Origin of the sequence: Streptomyces sp. NPDC093544, from assembly GCF_040683495.1 — a bacterium.
In the GTDB taxonomy this organism is placed as follows: Bacteria; Actinomycetota; Actinomycetes; order Streptomycetales; family Streptomycetaceae; genus Streptomyces.
Map to the genome: position 1 here is coordinate 321981 of NZ_JBFBEA010000001.1, position 18110 is coordinate 340090.

General features: G+C 69.3%; 20 protein-coding genes. 10 read left to right on the forward strand and 10 right to left on the reverse strand.

What is annotated here, in order from left to right:
- Nucleotides 1–26 precede the first annotated feature (26 nt).
- Nucleotides 27–788: a PIG-L deacetylase family protein gene (locus AB0N66_RS01275; protein ID WP_365426714.1), complete on the reverse strand. Its 762-nt coding sequence runs from the start codon at nucleotides 786–788 to the stop codon at nucleotides 27–29.
- Nucleotides 789–852: 64 nt separating this feature from the next.
- Nucleotides 853–1233, reverse strand: a complete 381-nt coding sequence (locus AB0N66_RS01280) for a helix-turn-helix domain-containing protein (protein WP_365426716.1) — start codon at nucleotides 1231–1233, stop codon at nucleotides 853–855.
- Between the two features lie 127 nt (nucleotides 1234–1360).
- Between AB0N66_RS01280 and AB0N66_RS01285 the strand changes: the two genes are divergently transcribed.
- Complete coding sequence (locus tag AB0N66_RS01285; protein WP_365426719.1) at nucleotides 1361–1768, forward strand: RidA family protein; 408 nt, start codon at nucleotides 1361–1363, stop codon at nucleotides 1766–1768.
- 80 nt (nucleotides 1769–1848) lie between these two features.
- Here AB0N66_RS01285 and AB0N66_RS01290 read toward each other — a convergent pair whose 3' ends face one another.
- A complete protein-coding gene (locus AB0N66_RS01290; RefSeq protein ID WP_365426722.1) occupies nucleotides 1849–2637 on the reverse strand; it encodes a tetratricopeptide repeat protein in 789 nt (262 codons plus the stop codon).
- Nucleotides 2638–2925: 288 nt separating this feature from the next.
- On the opposite strand from AB0N66_RS01290, the gene AB0N66_RS01295 reads away from it, so the two are divergent.
- The 4 genes from AB0N66_RS01295 (at nucleotide 2926) to AB0N66_RS01310 (ending at nucleotide 6636) form a co-directional block, all read left to right on the forward strand.
- Nucleotides 2926–4335, forward strand: coding sequence for an RICIN domain-containing protein (locus tag AB0N66_RS01295; RefSeq protein ID WP_365426724.1), 1410 nt, complete (start codon nucleotides 2926–2928; stop codon nucleotides 4333–4335).
- Between the two features lie 112 nt (nucleotides 4336–4447).
- Nucleotides 4448–4924 carry a hypothetical protein gene (locus AB0N66_RS01300; protein ID WP_365426726.1) on the forward strand — a complete coding sequence of 159 codons (477 nt, stop codon included), beginning with the start codon at nucleotides 4448–4450 and terminating at the stop codon, nucleotides 4922–4924.
- The gene (locus AB0N66_RS01305) at nucleotides 4921–5739 is read left to right on the forward strand and encodes an isocitrate lyase/phosphoenolpyruvate mutase family protein (RefSeq protein ID WP_365426728.1); all 819 of its coding nucleotides are present in this window, start codon (nucleotides 4921–4923) and stop codon (nucleotides 5737–5739) included. Before AB0N66_RS01300 ends, AB0N66_RS01305 begins: the two co-directional genes overlap by 4 nt.
- A 30-nt stretch (nucleotides 5740–5769) precedes the next feature.
- A complete protein-coding gene (locus tag AB0N66_RS01310; protein ID WP_365426731.1) occupies nucleotides 5770–6636 on the forward strand; it encodes an AraC family transcriptional regulator in 867 nt (288 codons plus the stop codon).
- A gap of 99 nt (nucleotides 6637–6735) precedes the next feature.
- Here AB0N66_RS01310 and AB0N66_RS01315 read toward each other — a convergent pair whose 3' ends face one another.
- The 3 genes from AB0N66_RS01315 to AB0N66_RS01325 form a co-directional block, all read right to left on the reverse strand.
- Entirely contained in the window at nucleotides 6736–7347 is a 612-nt protein-coding gene (locus AB0N66_RS01315) for a WHG domain-containing protein (RefSeq protein WP_365426734.1), read from the reverse strand.
- 64 nt (nucleotides 7348–7411) lie between these two features.
- A complete protein-coding gene (locus AB0N66_RS01320) occupies nucleotides 7412–8962 on the reverse strand; it encodes a carboxylesterase family protein (RefSeq protein ID WP_365426737.1) in 1551 nt (516 codons plus the stop codon).
- A gap of 122 nt (nucleotides 8963–9084) precedes the next feature.
- Nucleotides 9085–9546 (reverse strand): MarR family transcriptional regulator, encoded by a 462-nt coding sequence (locus AB0N66_RS01325; protein ID WP_365426740.1) that lies wholly within the window; start codon nucleotides 9544–9546, stop codon nucleotides 9085–9087.
- Between the two features lie 194 nt (nucleotides 9547–9740).
- Between AB0N66_RS01325 and AB0N66_RS01330 the strand changes: the two genes are divergently transcribed.
- Nucleotides 9741–10709: an alpha/beta hydrolase gene (locus AB0N66_RS01330; protein WP_365426743.1), complete on the forward strand. Its 969-nt coding sequence runs from the start codon at nucleotides 9741–9743 to the stop codon at nucleotides 10707–10709.
- Between the two features lie 121 nt (nucleotides 10710–10830).
- The gene (locus tag AB0N66_RS01335; protein ID WP_365426746.1) at nucleotides 10831–11148 is read left to right on the forward strand and encodes a hypothetical protein; all 318 of its coding nucleotides are present in this window, start codon (nucleotides 10831–10833) and stop codon (nucleotides 11146–11148) included.
- On the opposite strand, the gene AB0N66_RS01340 is transcribed toward AB0N66_RS01335, so the two are convergent.
- The gene (locus AB0N66_RS01340) at nucleotides 11071–12303 is read right to left on the reverse strand and encodes a M20 family metallopeptidase (protein ID WP_365427286.1); all 1233 of its coding nucleotides are present in this window, start codon (nucleotides 12301–12303) and stop codon (nucleotides 11071–11073) included. The two genes, AB0N66_RS01335 and AB0N66_RS01340, sit on opposite strands and share 78 nt — an antisense overlap.
- A 259-nt stretch (nucleotides 12304–12562) precedes the next feature.
- Between AB0N66_RS01340 and AB0N66_RS01345 the strand changes: the two genes are divergently transcribed.
- A complete protein-coding gene (locus AB0N66_RS01345) occupies nucleotides 12563–13447 on the forward strand; it encodes a LysR family transcriptional regulator (RefSeq protein ID WP_365426749.1) in 885 nt (294 codons plus the stop codon).
- A gap of 61 nt (nucleotides 13448–13508) precedes the next feature.
- Here the strand turns inward: AB0N66_RS01345 and AB0N66_RS01350 are convergent, their stop codons facing one another.
- The 3 genes from AB0N66_RS01350 to AB0N66_RS01360 all read right to left on the reverse strand — a co-directional run bounded on the left by AB0N66_RS01350 (nucleotide 13509) and on the right by AB0N66_RS01360 (nucleotide 15757).
- The gene (locus AB0N66_RS01350; protein WP_365426752.1) at nucleotides 13509–14498 is read right to left on the reverse strand and encodes an alpha/beta hydrolase; all 990 of its coding nucleotides are present in this window, start codon (nucleotides 14496–14498) and stop codon (nucleotides 13509–13511) included.
- A 171-nt stretch (nucleotides 14499–14669) separates the two neighbouring features.
- On the reverse strand, nucleotides 14670–14915 hold the full coding sequence (locus AB0N66_RS01355) for a DUF397 domain-containing protein (RefSeq protein ID WP_365426755.1): 246 nt from the start codon (nucleotides 14913–14915) through the stop codon (nucleotides 14670–14672).
- Nucleotides 14912–15757, reverse strand: coding sequence for a helix-turn-helix transcriptional regulator (locus tag AB0N66_RS01360; protein ID WP_365426758.1), 846 nt, complete (start codon nucleotides 15755–15757; stop codon nucleotides 14912–14914). Before AB0N66_RS01360 ends, AB0N66_RS01355 begins: the two co-directional genes overlap by 4 nt.
- Before the next feature lie 153 nt (nucleotides 15758–15910).
- Between AB0N66_RS01360 and AB0N66_RS01365 the strand changes: the two genes are divergently transcribed.
- Both AB0N66_RS01365 and AB0N66_RS01370 read left to right on the forward strand, forming a co-directional pair.
- Entirely contained in the window at nucleotides 15911–16387 is a 477-nt protein-coding gene (locus AB0N66_RS01365; RefSeq protein ID WP_365426761.1) for an ATP-binding protein, read from the forward strand.
- 156 nt (nucleotides 16388–16543) lie between these two features.
- A complete protein-coding gene (locus tag AB0N66_RS01370) occupies nucleotides 16544–18013 on the forward strand; it encodes an alkaline phosphatase PhoX (protein ID WP_365426764.1) in 1470 nt (489 codons plus the stop codon).
- The last annotated feature ends 97 nt before the right edge of the window (nucleotides 18014–18110 follow it).

The window sequence follows — 18110 nt, forward strand, 5'->3', positions numbered from 1 at the left end:
TCACGGCCACCCATCACCTCTCATGCTCAGGCCGTCAGCTCCGTTTGCGCTGCCGCCGCGGAGACGGGGTCATGGCGTATGTACCACTCCGTGGAGAGCAGCCGCTCCCGATCGAACGCCGGGAGGCCGGCGATCAGCCCCGGGGCGGCTCCCCGCTCCACCTCGGTGCGGTGAGCCAGTACCGCGGCGACCTTCTGCTCCAGCCAGGGGCGGACATCGACGGTCGCGCTGACCCACTCGTCCGGAACGCTGCGCATCGACTTGCCCGTAGGGGCCAGGTAGCCGCCCCACACCCGCATGGCCGAGTGCGGGTGCGTAGCCAGGTACAGGGCGCTCGGCTGCCAGGGGGCTCCGGTCTCGGGGTGGAGCCGCTCAAGTCCGGCCGCCTGGACGGCGAGCATGGTCACCCGGTGAGTGTGTACGTGGTCCTCATGACCGGTCAGCCCGCCGTACGCGTCATGGGTGACCACGATCTCGGGGCGGAACTCCCGTATATGCGCGACCAGTTCCCGCACCGCTTCGTCGAGCGGCGCGTCGCGGAACCGAACCTTGCCAGTGGCCGACCGCGGTACGCGAGCGTCGGCGTAGCCGAGCAGTCGCGGCTTGCCGGCGCCAAGGATCCCGAGCGCCTCGGCCAGCTCTGCGGCGCGCGGGGTGTCGGCGGCCCAGGTCGCCGTCACGACCGCGGTGCGGGCGCCCGCGGCTGCGTGACGGGCGAGCGCTCCACCCGCTGACAGGGACTCGTCGTCCGGGTGGGCGAAGACCGCGAGCAGGCTCGGCACGGACATGGACGGTCACCTTCCGAAGAAGAAGGAGGAAATTCGGCGGCTTCGCGTGCGGGTGCGCCGCCCGTCAGGCATCGAAGCGGCGGCGGGACGACTCGATGTGACCGAGGTACTGGTGGGTCCAGCCGCACATTCCGTCGACCGTCGCCCGTAGGGCCCGGCCCGGCTCGGTGAGGGTGTACTCGACCCGCGGCGGCACGGTGGGGTACACGCACCGGTCGACCAGGCCGTAGCGCTCCAGCATGCGCAGGTTCTGGGTGAGCATCTTGTGGCTGATGCCCTCGACCTCGTTCCGCAGCTCGCTGAAGCGCAGGGTGCGTTCACCAAGGGCCTCGATGATCAGGAACGCCCACTTGTTGGCGACGTCCGAGAAGATCTCCCGCGCCAACGAGTCCGCTCGCCGCAGGTCCGCCTCGTCGCGCGAGCCGCTGAACTGCTTGGTCACCATGAGGTTCCCCAGTCACTGAAAAGTGCGTTCTTCCATGTCAGGCCACACTCTCCTACGGTTCCTGAGTAACCACAAGAGAGCACGAGCCCCGGCATGAACGGGCTCTTGTCATGAGGAGGCGGGCAGTATGGCCATCACGCTGTTGAACCCCGACGGACTTCCGGTAGTCGATGTCCTGCACCAGGTGTCGATCGCGACCGGGACAAAGATGATCTTCGTCTCCGGACAGGTCTCCTGGGATGCGGACGGTGTCACGGTCGGCGAGGGCGACCTCGTCGCCCAGGTCGAGCGGAGCTACCTCAACGCCGGCACCGCCCTGGCCGCGGCCGGGGCCTCCTTCGACGACGTGGTGAAACTGACCGTCTACGTCGTCGACTGGACCGCCGACAAGATGCCCCTCTTCCTGGAGGGCGTCTCTCGTGCGGCCGCGAAGCTGGGGGTCACCCCGACGGCCCCCGGCTCGCTCATCGGCGTCGCGACACTGGACATCCCCGACCACCTCGTCGAGGTCGAGGTCACCGCGATCCTCGACTGAAAAGGCCTTCGCCATCCTGAACGTGTGTCGGGGTTGACGGTGTGCGGTCCGGGCCCCGCCACAGAGTTGAGGGCGGCGGATCAGCGGCCCCGCGCATGGCTCAGCAGTTCTTGAACGTACTGCGTCGCGGGGTGGTCGGGCCCAAGGGTTCGTTCGCCGACGGCCCGGGCCTGTGTGAACAACTCCACGCTCTGCTCCCGGTTCCGCGCCCGGTGGTGAGCGTAGGCGAGATTGCTGAGGGAGAGCAGGGTGTCGGGATGCTCGGGTCCCAGGACGCGTTCGCGGTCGGTGAGGGTGCGCTCGTGGAGCGGGATGGTGCGGGCCGGGTCGCCCGTCAGTTCATGGGCGCGGGCGAGATTGTCCCGGCACAGAAGGGTGCGGACGTCCTCGGGTCCGAGGACGCGCTCGCGGCCGGCCAAGGCGCGGCTGTACAGCGGGACGGCGCGGGCCGGGTCGCCTGCCGCCTCGTACCCGCTCGCGAGGTTGTTCAGGGAGGCGAGCGTGTCGGGATGGTCGGGCCCCAAGATGCGTTCGCTGTCGGCGAGGTTCCGCTCGAACAACGGCACGGACCGATCGAGGCGTCCCTGCTGCTGAAAGGCACCCCCGAGATTGTTGCGGGAGAGCAGGGCGTCGGGGTGCTCGGGCCCGAGGTCGCGTTCACGCTCGGCCACCTGCCGTTCGAAGAAGGCCACCGGCTCATCCCCGGACGGTCCCTCCGAGGAGCGCGTGCCGTCCACGCTCGGCAGGGCGATCCCCTCCAGGGATCGGTCCTCGGCGGCTTGCTGTAACTGTTTCCGCAGCGCCCGCATCGTCTCGGCGCACTCCGCGTACGACTGTCCGGCCATGGCATCCGTCCCCTCGGCTGTCACCTGCTCACAGAGTAGGCACGACACTCGCGTCGGGGGCATCCCGGAACGGGCCATGCCGCAGACGGTCCGTGAACGGGATTGCGCACAGGCACTCGGACCGGTGGGCTCACCGACCTTTCCCGTCGGACCCGTTGACCTCGCCATGGCAACCGCTTACCTTTTCGGCGGCCGCACGTTCGTCATCACAGATTCCGTTCGATATTCCGGACGTTCCGATGGTGGATGGACGGATGGAGGGACGGGCGGTCGCCGCATGAGCCGCCCGCCCCCTCAAGGAGTGTGTGTGAAATGAGACGTGCGTACGCCGTCCTCGTCGCCCTCTGTCTCGCGTTCGCCGCGGCGTTCGCGACCGCCGGTCCGGCCGCGGCGGCACCCCGGACGATCACTAACGGCACCCAGTTCACCGACACTTCGGGCGCCGCGCTGCATGCTCACGGCGGCGGAGTCATCAAAGTCGGCAGCTACTACTACTGGTTCGGCGAGCACCGCAACGCCGACAACACCTTCCAGTACGTCGACGCCTACCGTTCCACCGACCTGAAGAACTGGGAGTTCCGCAACCACGTCCTGACCCAGGCCGGCGCGAGCGAGCTGGCGAGTGCCAACATCGAGCGGCCGAAGGTCATGTACAACGCGTCCACCGGCAAGTTCGTGATGTGGATGCACAAGGAGAACGGCACGGACTACAGCGAGGCGCGCGCCGCCGTCGCCGTGTCGGACACCGTGGACGGCGACTACACCTGGCAGGGCAGCTTCCGACCGCTCGGCACCCACATGTCCCGTGACATCACGGTCTTCGTCGACACGGACGGCACGGGGTACATGATCTCCGCGGCCCGCGAGAACTACGACCTCCAGATCTACCGGCTCACCGCCGACTACACGGGCATCGCCGCGCTGGTCGCCGACCCCTGGCACGGCGGCCACCGCGAGGCCCCCGCTCTCTTCAAGCGCAACGGCGTCTACTTCATGCTGACTTCGGGCGCCACGGGCTGGAACCCCAACCAGCAGCAGTACGCGACGGCCACGAGCATCACCGGCCCGTGGACCGCCATGACGAACATCGGCGACTCGACGGCATACGGCTCGCAGACCGCGTACGTCCTTCCCGTGCAGGGAACTTCGGGCACCTCGTACCTCTACCTGGGCGATCGCTGGGGCAACTCTTTCGGCGGCACCGTCAACGACTCCCGTTACGTGTGGCTGCCGTTGACCTTCCCGACCTCGACCACGATGTCCATGTCCTGGTCGCCCGAGGTCACCGTCGACACGAGCGCCGGAACGATCAGCGGGACGAGCGCCACGTACGAGACGCTGATCGCCCGGCACTCCGCCAAGTGCGCCGACGTGACCAGCCAGTCGCTGTGGCAGGGCGCCCAGATCAAGCAGTACGACTGCAACGGCGGCACCAACCAGAAGTACTGGTTCAAGTCCGTCGGCAGCGGCTACTACCAGCTCTTCGTCCGCAACAGCTCCCTGTGCCTGACCGAGGGCGCCACCGACGTCACCCAGGAGAACTGCACCGGCGCCACCACCCAGCAGTGGACGGCCACCACCTCGGGCGGCTACACCACCCTCAAGTCCCGTGCGAGCGCCGAGTGCCTGGACGTGAACGGCGCGTCCACCGCCAACTCCGCCGCGGTGATCACGTACACCTGCACCGGAGGCACCAACCAGCAGTGGACACGCGGGACCTGACTGGGCAGGCCATGGTCGACGGGCTGGGTATGTCTGCCGCGGGCTGACTCCGGGCACTTGCCGTGCGTACGGTTCGGCGGGTGCCGAAGTGTTGCGCCTCTAGCGTCTCGGTATGAGCGAATTCCCGCCAGAGAGCCCCCAGCGTCCGGAGCAGTTGGCCGAAGCGGTCGTCGCCATGGTGGACCACGTCCTTGGACTGGCGGCCACCTGGACCGCCTGGGACGGCGAGCCCACCCACGTCGACGACCGTGTCTACACCCCGCACAAAGCCATCCGCCGCGTCGCCGACCATCTCATCGACCACCTGGCCGAGTTGGAGGCCCGTCTCGTCGGCGAGCAGCCGCAGCCCGACCACTGGCATGCGTCGGCGAGTACGACCGAGGCGGACCTCGCGCCGTTCACGGGGGAGGACCTGGATGAGGCCCGCAGTCGTCTCAACCGTCTTGCCCGGATCTGGGCGAACCGGATCGCGGCGATGACTCAGGAGCAGCTCGACGACTCGCCGGGTGAGGGCTGGAGCTTCCGCGAACTTGCCCTGCATCTCAGGGGATCCACGTACTACGCCGATGCCGTCGGGAAGCTCGCATGACCCCTTTCTCCGCACTCCACCACACCGGCACCCCTCTCCTCCTGCCCAACGCCTGGGACCACGCCTCCGCAACCGCCCTCGCCGCCCAGGGCTTTGAGGCGATCGGCACCACAAGCCTCGGTGTCGCCGCTGCCGCCGGTCTGCCGGACGGCACGGCAGCGACCATGGGCCTGACACTGAGGCTCGCACGACAGCTCGGCAGGGGCTCCTTCCTGCTTTCGGTCGACGCCGAGGACGGGTTCCATCAAGACCCGGACGAGGTGGCGGAGTTGGCGTGTGAGTTGGCCGAAGCGGGGGCTGTCGGCATCAACCTGGAGGACGGGCTCGCCTCCGTGCGGCTGCACGCGGCGAAGATCTCCGCCGTCAAGGCTGCCGTACCGGACCTCTTCGTGAACGCCCGCACCGACACGTACTGGCTCGGTGACGGCAGCCATGCCGAGACGTGCCGCCGCCTCGATGCCTACCAACAGGCGGGCGCCGACGGTGTGTTCGTGCCCGGACTGACCGAAGCGGCCCGGATCGCCGGCCTGGTGAAGATCCTCGACGCACCGCTCAACATCCTCTACTCACCCTTTGGCCCCACCCTCGCCCACCTCGGCGACCTCGGCGTCAGCAGGGTCAGCCTCGGTTCCCTCCTCTACCGGCGGGCACTGGGCGCCGCCCTCGACACCGCCGCGGACATCCGGGCCGGACGACCGCTGCGGGGCATCGTGCCGACGTACGCCGAGGTGCAGGCGCTCAGCGAGGAGGGCGCCATCGGTACCCGACCGGACCGGGCACAGGATGTCGGGTCGGGCAGGGTGGGTCCTTCCTAACGTGGGTGATCGGAAGGGAAGGAGGCCGGGGTGCTGGAGCGGTTGAACCAGGCCATGGAGCACATCGAGGACCACCTTGATCAGCGGATCGAGGTGTCCGATCTGGCGCGGATCGCGGTGACGTCGGAGTACCACTTCCGGCGGCTGTTCTCCGCGCTGGCGGGGCTTCCGCTGTCGGAGTACATCCGGCGCAGACGGCTGACGGTCGCGGGTGCCGAGGTGCTGGCCGAGGAGCGGACGCTGCTGGAGATCGCGGTGAGGTACGGCTACTCCTCGGGTGAGGCGTTCGCACGGGCTTTCCGCGCCATGCACGGCGTCGGTCCCGGCGAGGTCAGGCGACTCGGCGCGAGTCTGCAGTCCCAGCCACGGATGTCCTTCCGCCTCATCGTCGAAGGGAGTAGCAGCATGCGGTACAGGGTTGTGGAGAAGGACGAGTTCCGTGTGGTGGGCAGGAAGGCGCGGGTCCCGCTCGTGCACGAGGGCATGAACCCGGGCATCGTCGACTTCATCCGGGGGCTCGGCCAGGAGACGATCCAGCGCATCGAGAGTCTCTCCGATCAGGAGCCGGAGGGGCTCATCTCGGTGAGCGACAATCTGGACGAAAGCCGCTCCGAGGGAACCGAACTCGACTACTACCACGGCGTGGTGACCGGGGCCGACGTGCCCGACGACATGGACGCGCTCACCGTCTCGGCCGGCTCCTGGGCCGTCTTCGAGAGCTCCGGACCGTTTCCGAGGACACTCCAGTACCTGTGGCGGGACGTGTTCACCCAGTGGTTCCCGTCCAACCCGTACCAGAGCCGGCAGGGACCCGAGATCCTGCGGACCCGGCTGTCCCAGGACGGGACCCAGGCGGACGCGGAGCTGTGGATCCCGGTGGAGCGGACAGCGGTCTGAAAGAGAAATGGCGCGCGGCGGTCCTGACACGCTGGCCGGCGCGCGCCGGAGCGCTGTTGCCACGGCCGGCGAGGATCACCTCTCGATGAGGATCACCTCTCAAACACGGTCCTTCGTCCGTGGCGGCCAGTGCGTCAGGGTTACATGAAGCGCGTCCAACACCCGCTCCCAGGAAGCCTGTACGTCCCTGGGGGCGCCGAATCCGCCGATGGACTCAAGGTTGCAGTAACCGTGGAAGGTGCTGCGCAACAGCCGTACGGCGTCGGTGAGATCGGGTTCCGAGAGTCCGTACGCGCGGAGCATGCCGTACGTCACTTCGGCGGTACGCCGGTACGCGCTCGACTCGGCGACGGCGACGCCGGTGGCGGCAGGGTCGGTGGCGGCGGGGTCGGGCTGCGTGTGCGTGGCGCGGTATCGGCCGGGGCGCTCCAGGGCGTAGTCCCGGTAGGCGCCCGCGAACGCGACCAACGCGTCCTTGCCCGCCCGCCCGGCCACGGCGTTCGCGATCCGGTCGATCATCTCGCCGGCCGCGAGCGCCGCGATCCGCGCCCGCAGGTCCTGCACGTTCCTGATGTGCGAGTACAGGCTCGCGTCCTTCACCCCGAACTGCCGTGCCAGCGCGGACACGGTGACGTTCTCGAAGCCGATCTCGTCCGCGAGATCGGCCGCGGCTTCCACGAGCCGGGTGGCCGTGAGCCCGACACGGACCATGAGTGACCGCCTCCACCTGCTGTTTCCTAGGCAGTCCAGGAAACAGCCCAGTTTAGGCAGCCTGTCACTGGTTGATCAGTGGCAACGCCGCAAAGACGTGGTCCTGCCACAGCAGGCGGGAGCTCTCCTCCGGGTAGGCGGTGACGGTCGGTTGCGCGTCGAGGAGCTGTACGAGGCGTTGGTCGGGGTCGTACGCGGCCCAGCCGGGGTCGCCGTGGGTGGCGAACGCTGTCCATGCGGTGCGGATGTGCGCGGACAGTGCCTCCGCTTCCGGGGTGGGGGTCTCGCCGATCAGCATGGCGGCCTGGGTGCCGGTCAGGTTGCCGAAGAGGAGCGGGACGTCGAGGCCATGGCAGGCGCCGAAGGCACCCCCCATGCCCGGGGCGGGCCAGGTCAGCTCGTAGACGTGCGCACGCCCGCCGCCCGCGATCTGCGCCTGGGCGAGGTGGAGGGACGGCATGCGGAACAGCCAGTCGGAGTTGACCAGTTCGTACAGCTCTTCGGGGCCCGCGAGCGGGAAGGCGTCCCGATAGCGGCGAGCGCCGTCCGGGCCGGGGGCGAAGATCCCCAGAGCGGTTGTCGCCCGTTCTTCCGTCACTTCGCCGAGCAGGCCTTCGAGCGCGGTGAACAGCCGCTGCTCTTCGCGGGTGTGACCGACGAGGAGTTCGATGTCCCGGCCCGCGCCGTCGGCCAGCGCCTGCCAAGGAGTGACCGGCAGGACATCACCGTCGACGACCGGTGAGAAGGGGATCGACCTGTGCGCGATCTCCCCCCAGCGGTCTGCCCATTGGGCCGTCTTGGCGCCGACAGCGTCTCCGGCGGCGGACAGTTGGACCGGGGTCACCGTGGACAGGTCGGCCACCGTGGGCCTCAGCCCCAGCTCGGCGGCGCAGGAGGCGGCGATGTCGGCGGCGAGCCCAGGCGAGAAGAACGTGCCCGGCACACTCCCCGCCGCAGCCCGGCCGAACAGCCCCGCCGCACGCGGCATCGCCAGCAGCGCGGCCACCGACCCCCCGCCGGCCGACTCGCCGAAGACCGTGACCCGGCCCGGGGCGCCGCCGAACGCCCGGATGTTGTCGCGAACCCACTGCAACGCCGCGACCTGGTCGAGCAGGCCCCGGTTGGCGGGCGCGCCCTCGATCTGCGCGAAACCCTCAATGCCCACACGGTAGTTGAACGTCACGACGACGACTCCGCCCTCACGGGCGAGCCGGCCGCCGTCGTACTCCGGCAGGCCGGACGTACCTATCACATAGGCGCCGCCCTGGATCCACACCATCACCGGAAGTCCGGCGTCCGGGACCGGTTCGGGCGACCAGACGTTGACCGTCAGCCAGTTGTCGTCGCCCGCGGCGCCCTTCGACAGCTCGTCCATGCCGAACGCATTGGCCTGCGGGGGCGGCGGGCCGAACGACAAGGCATCCCGTACGCCGTCCCAGCCCCGTACCGGCTGCGGCGCGGCGAAGCGGTGCGCGCCGACCGGCGGCTCGGCGAACGGGATACCGCGGAAGACCGCGAGCCCCGCCTCACGGCTGCCGCGCACCAATCCGGCCGCTGTGCGCACTTCGGGGGAGGAATGGGGCTCGGACGACTCGGACGACTGGGACACGGCCACGTTGGTTTCCTGTCGGACAGGTCGGGAGACTGACGATTCCTGTGGCGGATCCTCCCGCTGTACCAAGACGTGGGCCACTCATTTAAAGGGGCCGTGGGTGTCACTCAAAGGGGCACCCGGTGTCAGTCGCCGGCGGCCACGTTGGCGGTGAGCAGGCGCAGGAGCTGCTTGGCCATCGCGTCCTGCTCGGGGGTCAGACCCATGGCGTCGCCGATGGCTAGGGGAACCGTGGCTGCCCGTTCCTGGAGCCGGGTGCCGGCCTCCGTGAGGTGCAGGGCGACGGAACGCTCGTCCTCGGCGCGGCGCTCGCGACGGATCAGGCCGTTCGCCTCAAGGCGCTTGAGCAGCGGGGAGAGGGTGCTGGACTCCAACTGGAGGGCGCTGCCCAGGGCACGTACGGAGATCGAGTCCTGCTCCCAGAGCACCAGCATCACCAGGTACTGGGGATAGGTGAGCCCCAGCTCGTCCAGCAGCGGCCGGTAGCGGGCTGTGACCGCCCTTGAGGCCGCGTAGAGGGCGAAGCAGAGCTGGTCGTCCAGGAGCAGCGAACCCTCCTGCGTCGGTTCGGCTCCGGTGGTGTTCACGGTGCGGCTCCTGGTTCCGGGCGTTCCTGTCCTGTACACGCCCTTCCCATCCTATCGTTCACGTCCTCCCGACTGTATCGAGCCCTAATAAGTTGTGCACGACTTAATCGAGCGCTACTCTCGAGGTGTGCCGCCGCTCCAGGGCAAGACGACCGACGGAGCGTGTCCGCGGCACCCGATCCGAGGAGATCGCCATGACCGAGAGCACCGCCCCCCGCCCCGTCCTGGAGCCCGCCGCCGCGGCCTTCGCCGAGGCGACCGCGAACCCGCCGTACCTGTTCGACCTGGGCCCGGCCGAGGGCCGCAAGACCGTCGACGAGGTGCAGTCCGGCGACATCGCCAAGCCCGCCGTCGACGAGGAGTGGACCACCGTGCCCGGCGGCCCCACCGGGCAGGTCCGGGCGCGTGTCGTCCGCCCGGCCGGTGTGTCCGGCACGCTCCCGGTGATCCTCTACATCCACGGCGCCGGCTGGGTCTTCGGCAACGCCCACACCCATGACCGCCTGGTCCGGGAACTGGCGGTCGGCGCGCACGCCGCGGTCGTCTTCCCCGAGTACGACCTCTCACCCGAGGCCCGCTATCCCGTAGCCATCGAGCAGAACTACACCGTGGCCCGGTGGATCGTCACCGAGGGCGCCTCCCACGACCTGGACGCCTCCCGTATAGCCGTGGTGGGCGACTCGGTCGGCGGCAACATGGCCGCCGCCCTGACCCTGATGGCCAAGGAGCGCGGCGACGTCACGCTCGCGGCACAGGTGCTCTTCTACCCGGTCACCGACGCGGCGTTCGACACCGGCTCCTACCACCAGTTCGCCGAGGGGTACTTCCTGCGCCACGACGGCATGCAGTGGTTCTGGGACCAGTACACGACCGACGAGAAGCAGCGCGCCGAGATCACCGCGTCCCCGCTGCGCGCCACCACCGACCAGCTCACCGGGCTTCCTCCGGCCCTCGTCATCACCGGCGAGGCCGACGTCCTGCGCGACGAGGGCGAGGCCTACGCGGCCAAGCTCCGCGAGGCCGGAGTCGCCGTCACCGCCGTCCGGTACCAGGGCATCATCCACGACTTCGTGATGCTCAACGCCCTGCGCGAGACCCACGCGGCGGAGGCCGCGATCGCCCAGGCGATCAGCACCCTGCGCACGGCCCTCGGCACTGCCTGATCCCGCCGGTCTGCCTTCCCCGTGTGTCCTGAACCGCGGCGGTTCAGGACACACGGGTCTCGTCCCGGTCGGATCGACCTCGTCCATGTCCGCTCGCTGGAAGGCCTGTTAGCGTCACCGCGTGAACGACGAGATCACCGCCTCGGCCGGCAGACAGTTCTACTCCTTCGACGGCCGGGTGCTGGAGATCTTCGGCGGCAGCGCCGCCCACCGCTTCCATGTGCGTCACATGCACTTCCGTGTCACGGGCCCGGACCGCAAGGGGAGACGGAGCATCGAGGTCTGGCACGGTCGGCCGGAAACACGGGGGGTCTGCCACATATGGCACTACTCGGCCGCGGAGTGGGGTGGCGAGACCGGCCTATCCCGGTTGCTGGAGACGGTGCAGGCCGCCATCGACGAGTTGGGCGAGCAGCCGGGCCCGGGGGACCATCTGTGAGACCTCGACGTACTCGGAGTCCGCGTGCGCGCCGGCGCCCACGGCGCCCAGGCCGTCCAGCGTCGGACAGCCCGCCGCCGCGGTGTAGTTGCCGTCGGAAGCGCCGCCGACGGCGATTCCGCGCAGCGGTTCCTGGCCCAGTTCCGTGGCGAGCCGGGAGGCGAGGGCGAACAGTGCGGCGGAGGACTCCGGTTCCATGGGCGGCCGTTGGCTGCCGCCCAGCACCTCAAGGCGGGCTCCGGGCGTCCGGGCGGTGAGCCCTCGCATGAGCGCGTCGATCCGGTCCTGCGCCGCCCGGGTCGGCACGCGCACGTCCACCGACACCCGCGCCAGCGCGGGCACCGTGTTGCGCGCACTGCCGGCCGACAGCAGCGTGGGGGTGACGGTGGCGGAGCCCAGGACGGAGGCCGCGGCGCCGACGGCACCCGTGGCAGCACCGACGGCAGCCGTGGCAGCACCGACGGCAGCCGTGGCAGCACCGACGGCACCCGTGGCAGCACCGACGGCAGCCGTCGCGGCATCAACGGCACCGGCACCCATCGACGCCCCGAAACCGGCGATGGACAGCACCTGGTGAGCGGCCTCGACCGCCGCGTTGACCCCCTTCTGCGGTTCCAGACCCGCGTGCGCGGCGCGGCCGTGCACCACCACCTCGTACCGCGAAGTGCCCTTGCGGGCGGTCTTGAGCGCACCCTTCCCGTCCGCGGACGCCTCCAGCACGAAGGCGGCCACGCATCCGCGCGCGGATTCCTCGATCAGCTGCCGGGAGGTCGTGGAGCCGACTTCCTCGTCCCCGCTGACCAGAACGCACACCCCGTCCAGGGAGGGCAGGAAGGCCAGCGCGTGGAACATCTGCACCAGGCCTGCCTTCATGTCCAGGACTCCGGGGCCGCGTGCGATCCCGTCGGCCACCGACCAGGGGTGGTTCTGGAGCGAGCCCATCGGCCACACCGTGTCGTGGTGCCCCACCAGCAGGACCCGTGGGGTGCCGAAGGTCCACCGCAGATGGGTCACACCGTCGATCACGATCGACTCAGGCCCGGCCCCCAGCAGCCTCGTCCCGAGGGCACCGACCACCTCGGCGCTGCGCGCCACCGCCGCGTGGTCGGCCGAGAAGGACTCGCAGACCACCAGTTCCTCCAGATCGGCCAACATCGTCGGCAACGCGAGCGCGGCACCCCGGGTCACCGGCCCCGCCCCATCTCAACTCCCGCCTCAACTCCCTTTCGGAACAAGGCACTTCCCCCTCGCTTCTCGTGGGCCAATGGAGCGGCGGAGCCCATCCCCCTCTGGAACTCCGCCGCGTCAACGACGTTAGGATGCGGCGCGGCATTCCACCAACGACTGGATCACATGGGATCTATGCGTCCGAGGAATGTGGCGGCAGGATGGTGGCGGCCGAAGGAGGGGGAAGGTGTTCCAGATCGACGCGCTGCGGCTGCTCGTGGCCGTGGCCGAGACCGGATCGTTCACAAAGGCGGCGGTACGGCTCAACTACACGCAGTCCGCGGTGTCCCGCCGGATCGCCACGTTGGAACAGCAGGCGGGCGGACCGCTTTTCGAACGGCTCCCTCGGGGCGTACGGCTGAATCCCGCCGGCCGTACGCTGCATCGGCACGCCATGGAGGTGCTCGCCCGACTGGCGCGGGCGGAGCGGGAGTTGGCCGTGCTGCACGCCGGACAGGGCGGGCTGCTGCACGTGGGCGCGTTCGCCACCGCCAACATCTCGCTGGTGCCCACCGCCCTGCGGGCGCTCCAGGACGCCCGGCCTGATGTCGACGTCATCGCGGTCGAGGGCCCGACCGGGACGCTGATGGAACGCCTCGCGGACGGGGTGCTGGACCTCGCCGTCGTCAGCGACTACCCGTCCGGTCTGCCGTCTGCCGACGGTGTCACGACGGCCGCGCTGTGCGAGGACGAGCTGTTCGTCGCTCTCCCGCGCGGACACCGCCTGGCCGGAGCCGGGACCGTCGACCTGCGCGAACTGCGCGACGAGGCCTGGCTCCAGGGCGCGTACGGCGACCGGCCCACCATGCTCGCCGACGCCTGCGCCCGGGCGGGCTTCACCCCGAGGAAGATCATCCGGATCGCGGAGTGGAGCGGGAAGTTCGGCTACGTCGCCGCCGGGCGGGGAGTGGCACTGGTCCCGTCGCTGGCAGCTTGGGCCGTCCCCGACGAACTCGTCCTGTGCCGCCTCACCGACCCGGCCCTGCGCCGGACCGTACATGTGGCGCTGCCCGCCGACCCGCTGCCGGCGGCACTGAAACTGCGGGATCTGCTGCGCGAGACCGTTGGCTGAACCCGCCGCCCCCGGGCTTCACACATGGGCCGGGGACGGCGGGTTCAGGGCGTGTAGTGCGTCAGCGCAGGCTGCTGTGGAAGAAGGCGCCGATGGTGGCGTAGCCGAGCGGTGGCTCGGTGGCCGTCTTCGTCGGTCCGCAGCCCTTCGAGGTCTGCACCGTCCGGGCCGGGAACGGTTCGAGCAGGGCGCCGAGGGTGGCGAAGAAGTGGTCCTGCCCGCTCAGGGTGAACAGACTGACGCTCCCGCACGCCTGCTTCAGCGAGGTGAAGAACCGCTGGCTCTGCGCCAGCGGGACCAGGGTGTCGGCGTCACCGTGCGCGATGAGGAAAGGCGGGAGCCGTCGCCCGGGGGTCAGATAGGTGGTCGGGTCGGCCTGCCTCAGCACGTTGGGTGAGCAGGACTCGATGCCGGCCGGGCAGCCGAGGTAGGCAGTCACCGCCCCCGCCAGGGCCGGGCTGGCGGCGGCCAGCGCGCCGAGATCGGTCGGCCCCGCGATGTCCATGACCGCGTCGACGCAACTGGAGGGCCCGGTCGTACCGATGGTGCCTTCGAGCGAGCGAACACCGCAGCTGGTGCCCACCAGGCTCGCGATCTGGCTGCCCGCCGACGCGCCCAACAGCCCGACCTTCCCGTTGAGTTGGTACTGAGGGCCGACGGCACGCAGGTACCGGACGGCGGACTTCACCTCCTGGATCTGCGTCGGGAACTGGGCGGTGGTGCTGAGCGTGTAGTTGACGGACGCGACCGCGAAGCCCTGGTCGAGCAGGGCCTCCCAGCCGAGGGTCCGCAGCAGCTCGGACTTGTCGCTGGCGAGCCAGGCGCCGCCGTGCACGTAGACGATCACCGGGAGCGGCTTGCGGGCGCCGTCGGGCACGTACAGATCGAGGACCTGGCTTGCGCCGGACGCGTACGGCAGATCGGTGTACGTGGAGTAGGTGCTCGCCGCCGAGGAACTCGCCGCTTGCCCGGCGGCGTTGGCGTCTCCGGCGGTGACGAGCACGCCCAGGCAGGCGGAGGCCGCCGCCAGGGTGGCGATCAGGTTTCGCATACGGTGCCGAGTGCGAAGTCTCAGGCGGGATATGGGAGCAGCGGACATGGGGGACTCCTCAGAGGGTCGGCCGTGACTAACCGCGCGAAAAGTCGAACGCTAAAGCGGAGAAGGTATCTCCACAAGAGGTTGTGCAGCGATTGCCGCTCTGTGCCGGGGGGTGCGCCTGAGTCACCGACCCGCGGCGAACTCCACGAAGTCCGTCCAGGTGGTGGGGGAGAGGGCGAGTTGGGGGCCGCGGGTGTTCTTGGAGTCGCGGATGTGGATGGTGGTGGGGCAGGTGGCGACTTCGACGCAGTCGCCCTGGCTGCCGCTGCTGTACGTCGACTTGTGCCAGGCGAGGGCCACTTCGACGCAGTCGCCGTCGCTGCCGCTGCTGTAGCTGCTCTTGAACCAGGCCAGTTCGGTGGTGCTCATAGTGCTCCTCGCATCCGCTCCAGCAGGCTCAGGGAATCCTCCGGAGTGAGAGCCTGTGAGCGCAGTTTCGCATAGCGCATGTGCAGCACACTGATCGATTTCGGGTCAGCGATGAACTGGCCGCTTCGCTGCCCCTCGCAGTAGCCGAACCACTCGTTCTCCGGAGTCTCCAGCAGCTGGATGGGTCCGTCGAGGCCGGCGTGGACACCGCGCGTCATCGGCAGTAACTGCACCTCCACATTGCGCAGTTCACTCAGCCCGAGCACATGGTCGAGCAACTCCCGCGTCACCTCGGTCCCCCCGGTCCGCCTCTGGAAGACGTACTCCTCCACGATGAAACTGAACGCCGTGTTGGGCCGCTCGCGCAGCAGTGTCTGGCGTTGCATGCGGGCCGTGAGCTGGGCCTCGATCTGCGATTCGGTGAGCAGCGGCACGCGCGCGCCGAAGAGGGTGCGTGCGTATCCCTCCGACTGTAGAAGGCCCGGGACGAGCCGGTTCTCGTACGTGTACAGGCTGATCGCCTGCTCCTCCAGCTCACCCCACTTGCGGAACCAAGACGCCAGCCCCGTCTCTCGTCCCGCGTGCTTGTACACCTCCTGCAGTACGCCGAACGCCTCCAGGACCTCTTCCGAGCGCTCGACGAACCTGCGCTGCGGGAAGCGTCGCCCCTGTTCGATGGAGGCCACCGTCCCCGGCTGGTACTGGACGAGTGGCGCGTACTCCTCCTGTGTGTAGCCCGCCCGCTTGCGGAAGGCCTTGTGTACCGCCCCGAACGCCTTCAAGCTGTCGGGCGGCTCGGGCTCGTTCGTAGTGCTCTCGGTGCTCTCGATGCTGTCGGTCATTCCGGGAACTCCTGTGTTCCTTGGTGACAACCCCGCCAAGTCACCTATGGTCACGGACGGTTACCCAAACTGTCCACACCGTGAACTCGTACAGCACGCACTGTCGGAGTGCCGTGCCTGGTCGACCGGCCTCCTCCCCGCCACCGTTGACCCATGCAAGGACACCCCCGGGCCCAAGTCCCCGTCACCCTCGGTACGTTCACGCAGCTCTACAGCAGCACCCCGCGAGGGGCTCGGCTCGCGCGGCGGCTGGTCGCGAACCGGATGGACGTCTGGGGGTTCGCGTACGACAGCGAGGTCAGCGAAGCCGTGACCCTCGTCGTCGCCGAGCTCGCGGCGAACGCCGTGCGGCACGGGCGGGTGCGGGGGCGTGACTTCCGCGTACGGCTGGTGCTGCGCGAGGACGTCGTACGGGTGGAGGTCGCGGACGGCAGGGCCGACCGCCTGCCCGTGCTCCAGGAGCCGTCGGACGGCGACGGCGGCCGTGGGCTGCTGATCGTCGTGGCGCTGGCCGAGCGGTGGGGTGTGGTGCCGCGCGAGGACGGGACGTACAAGACCGTGTGGGCGGAAATCCCCGTATCGAAGGGGCTCGGAAGAATGGCCGACGAGCGCCTCCCAGCTGGGAATTAGCGGGGAGAACCCTTGATCGGGAGCAGGTATGGACCATAAGTTCGGTATCCCGCAAAGGCGTTGCGTCCAGTTCACCTCCTGTTCGACAGGACAGGGAACTGTGTGCAGCGCCCAGCCCCATGGGCGCCCCCGGATCGTGTCACCCAGGAGATAAACGTGCCTACCACCCGAAGAGACTTCGCCAAGACCTCAGCAGGCGCGGGCATCGCCCTAGTCGGCAGTGCCGCTGTGCTGTCCACCGCCAGCACGTACGCGTACGCCGCCGAGAGTGCCGAAGACGCTCAGAGCCGGGGGCAGGAGCAGGATGAAGCGCTCTCGAAGGGGCACCAGAGCAAGACCGGGTACGGTCCGCTGATCGATGACCCGGACGGGCTGCTCGCGCTGCCGGCCGGGTTCTCCTACAAGGTCGTCACCCACGCGGGTGTCACCAAGATGGACTCGGGCGAGTTCACGCCGAACAAGCACGACGGCACGGCCACCTTCAAGGGCACGCGCGGTTCGACGCTGCTGGTCAACAACCACGAGATCAAGGACTCCCGCACGGCCGTCGAGTTTCCGGTACCGCTCACGCCGGGACTCGTCTACGACCCCGCCGCGCCCGGCGGCTGCACGGTCGTCGAGGTCTCCAAGGACGGCGAGCACGTGTCCGAGTGGGTCGGCATCGCCGGCACCCAGCAGAACTGCGCGGGCGGCCGCAGCCCCTGGGGCACCTGGCTGACCTGCGAGGAGAACACCGCCAAGGCCGGCGAGAACGGCATGACCAAGGACCACGGTTACGTGTTCGAGGTCGACCCGTACGACCGCCGTGCGAACCAGAACCCGAAGCCGGTCAAGGCGCTCGGCCGCTACGACCACGAGGCCGTCGTCGTGGACACCAAGCGCGGTCACTTCTACCTGACCGAGGACGCCGCGGGCCCCAACGGCCTGTTCTACCGGTGGACCCCGCCGAAGGGCTTCAAGCAGGGCCGGGGCAAGCTGCGGACCCTCTCCGACACCGCCGGCGTACTGGAGGCCTTCAAGGCCTTCGACTCCAAGGGCCAGTTCGTCGACGACCTGTCCCGCGCCACCAAGGCCGGCACCACCTACAGCATCAAGTGGGTGGCGGTCCCGGACCGTGACGCCAAGACCGTGTCGGTGCGCAAGCAGTTCACCGACACCCAGGTCACCCGCGCCCGCAAGCTCGAAGGCATGTGGTGGGCCGACGGCGGCACCTACGTCGTCTCGTCCTTCGCCCGCGAGGAGAGCCCGGTCCAGCACGACGGGCAGGTGTGGTTCTACGACCCCGCCCGCGGCACCCTGACCCTCAAGCTGATCCTGGGCGTCAACCCCGACCCGGACGCGAACGACGGCGTCCTCGACGGCCCGGACAACATCACGATCTCCCCGTACGGCGGCGTGATCATCGCGGAGGACGGCGAGGGCGTTCAGCACCTCTTCGGCGCCACGGAATCGGGCAAGACGTACCCGATCGCCCGCAACGAGCTGAACGACGGCACGGCTGAGGACCCGAACTACAGCGAGTTCGCCGGGGTCGTTTTCTCGCCGGACGGCAAGACGCTGTACGCGAGCATCCAGAACCCCGGCATTCTCCTTGCCATCACGGGCCCCTGGCGCTACCAGCGCTGACCCCACGCGTCACCGGATGACCTCAACTGTCGTGACATTTACGGCAGTTGGGGTAAGTGGGCGTGGCTGGTTCAGACCGCCGTACCTGGGTCGCCCA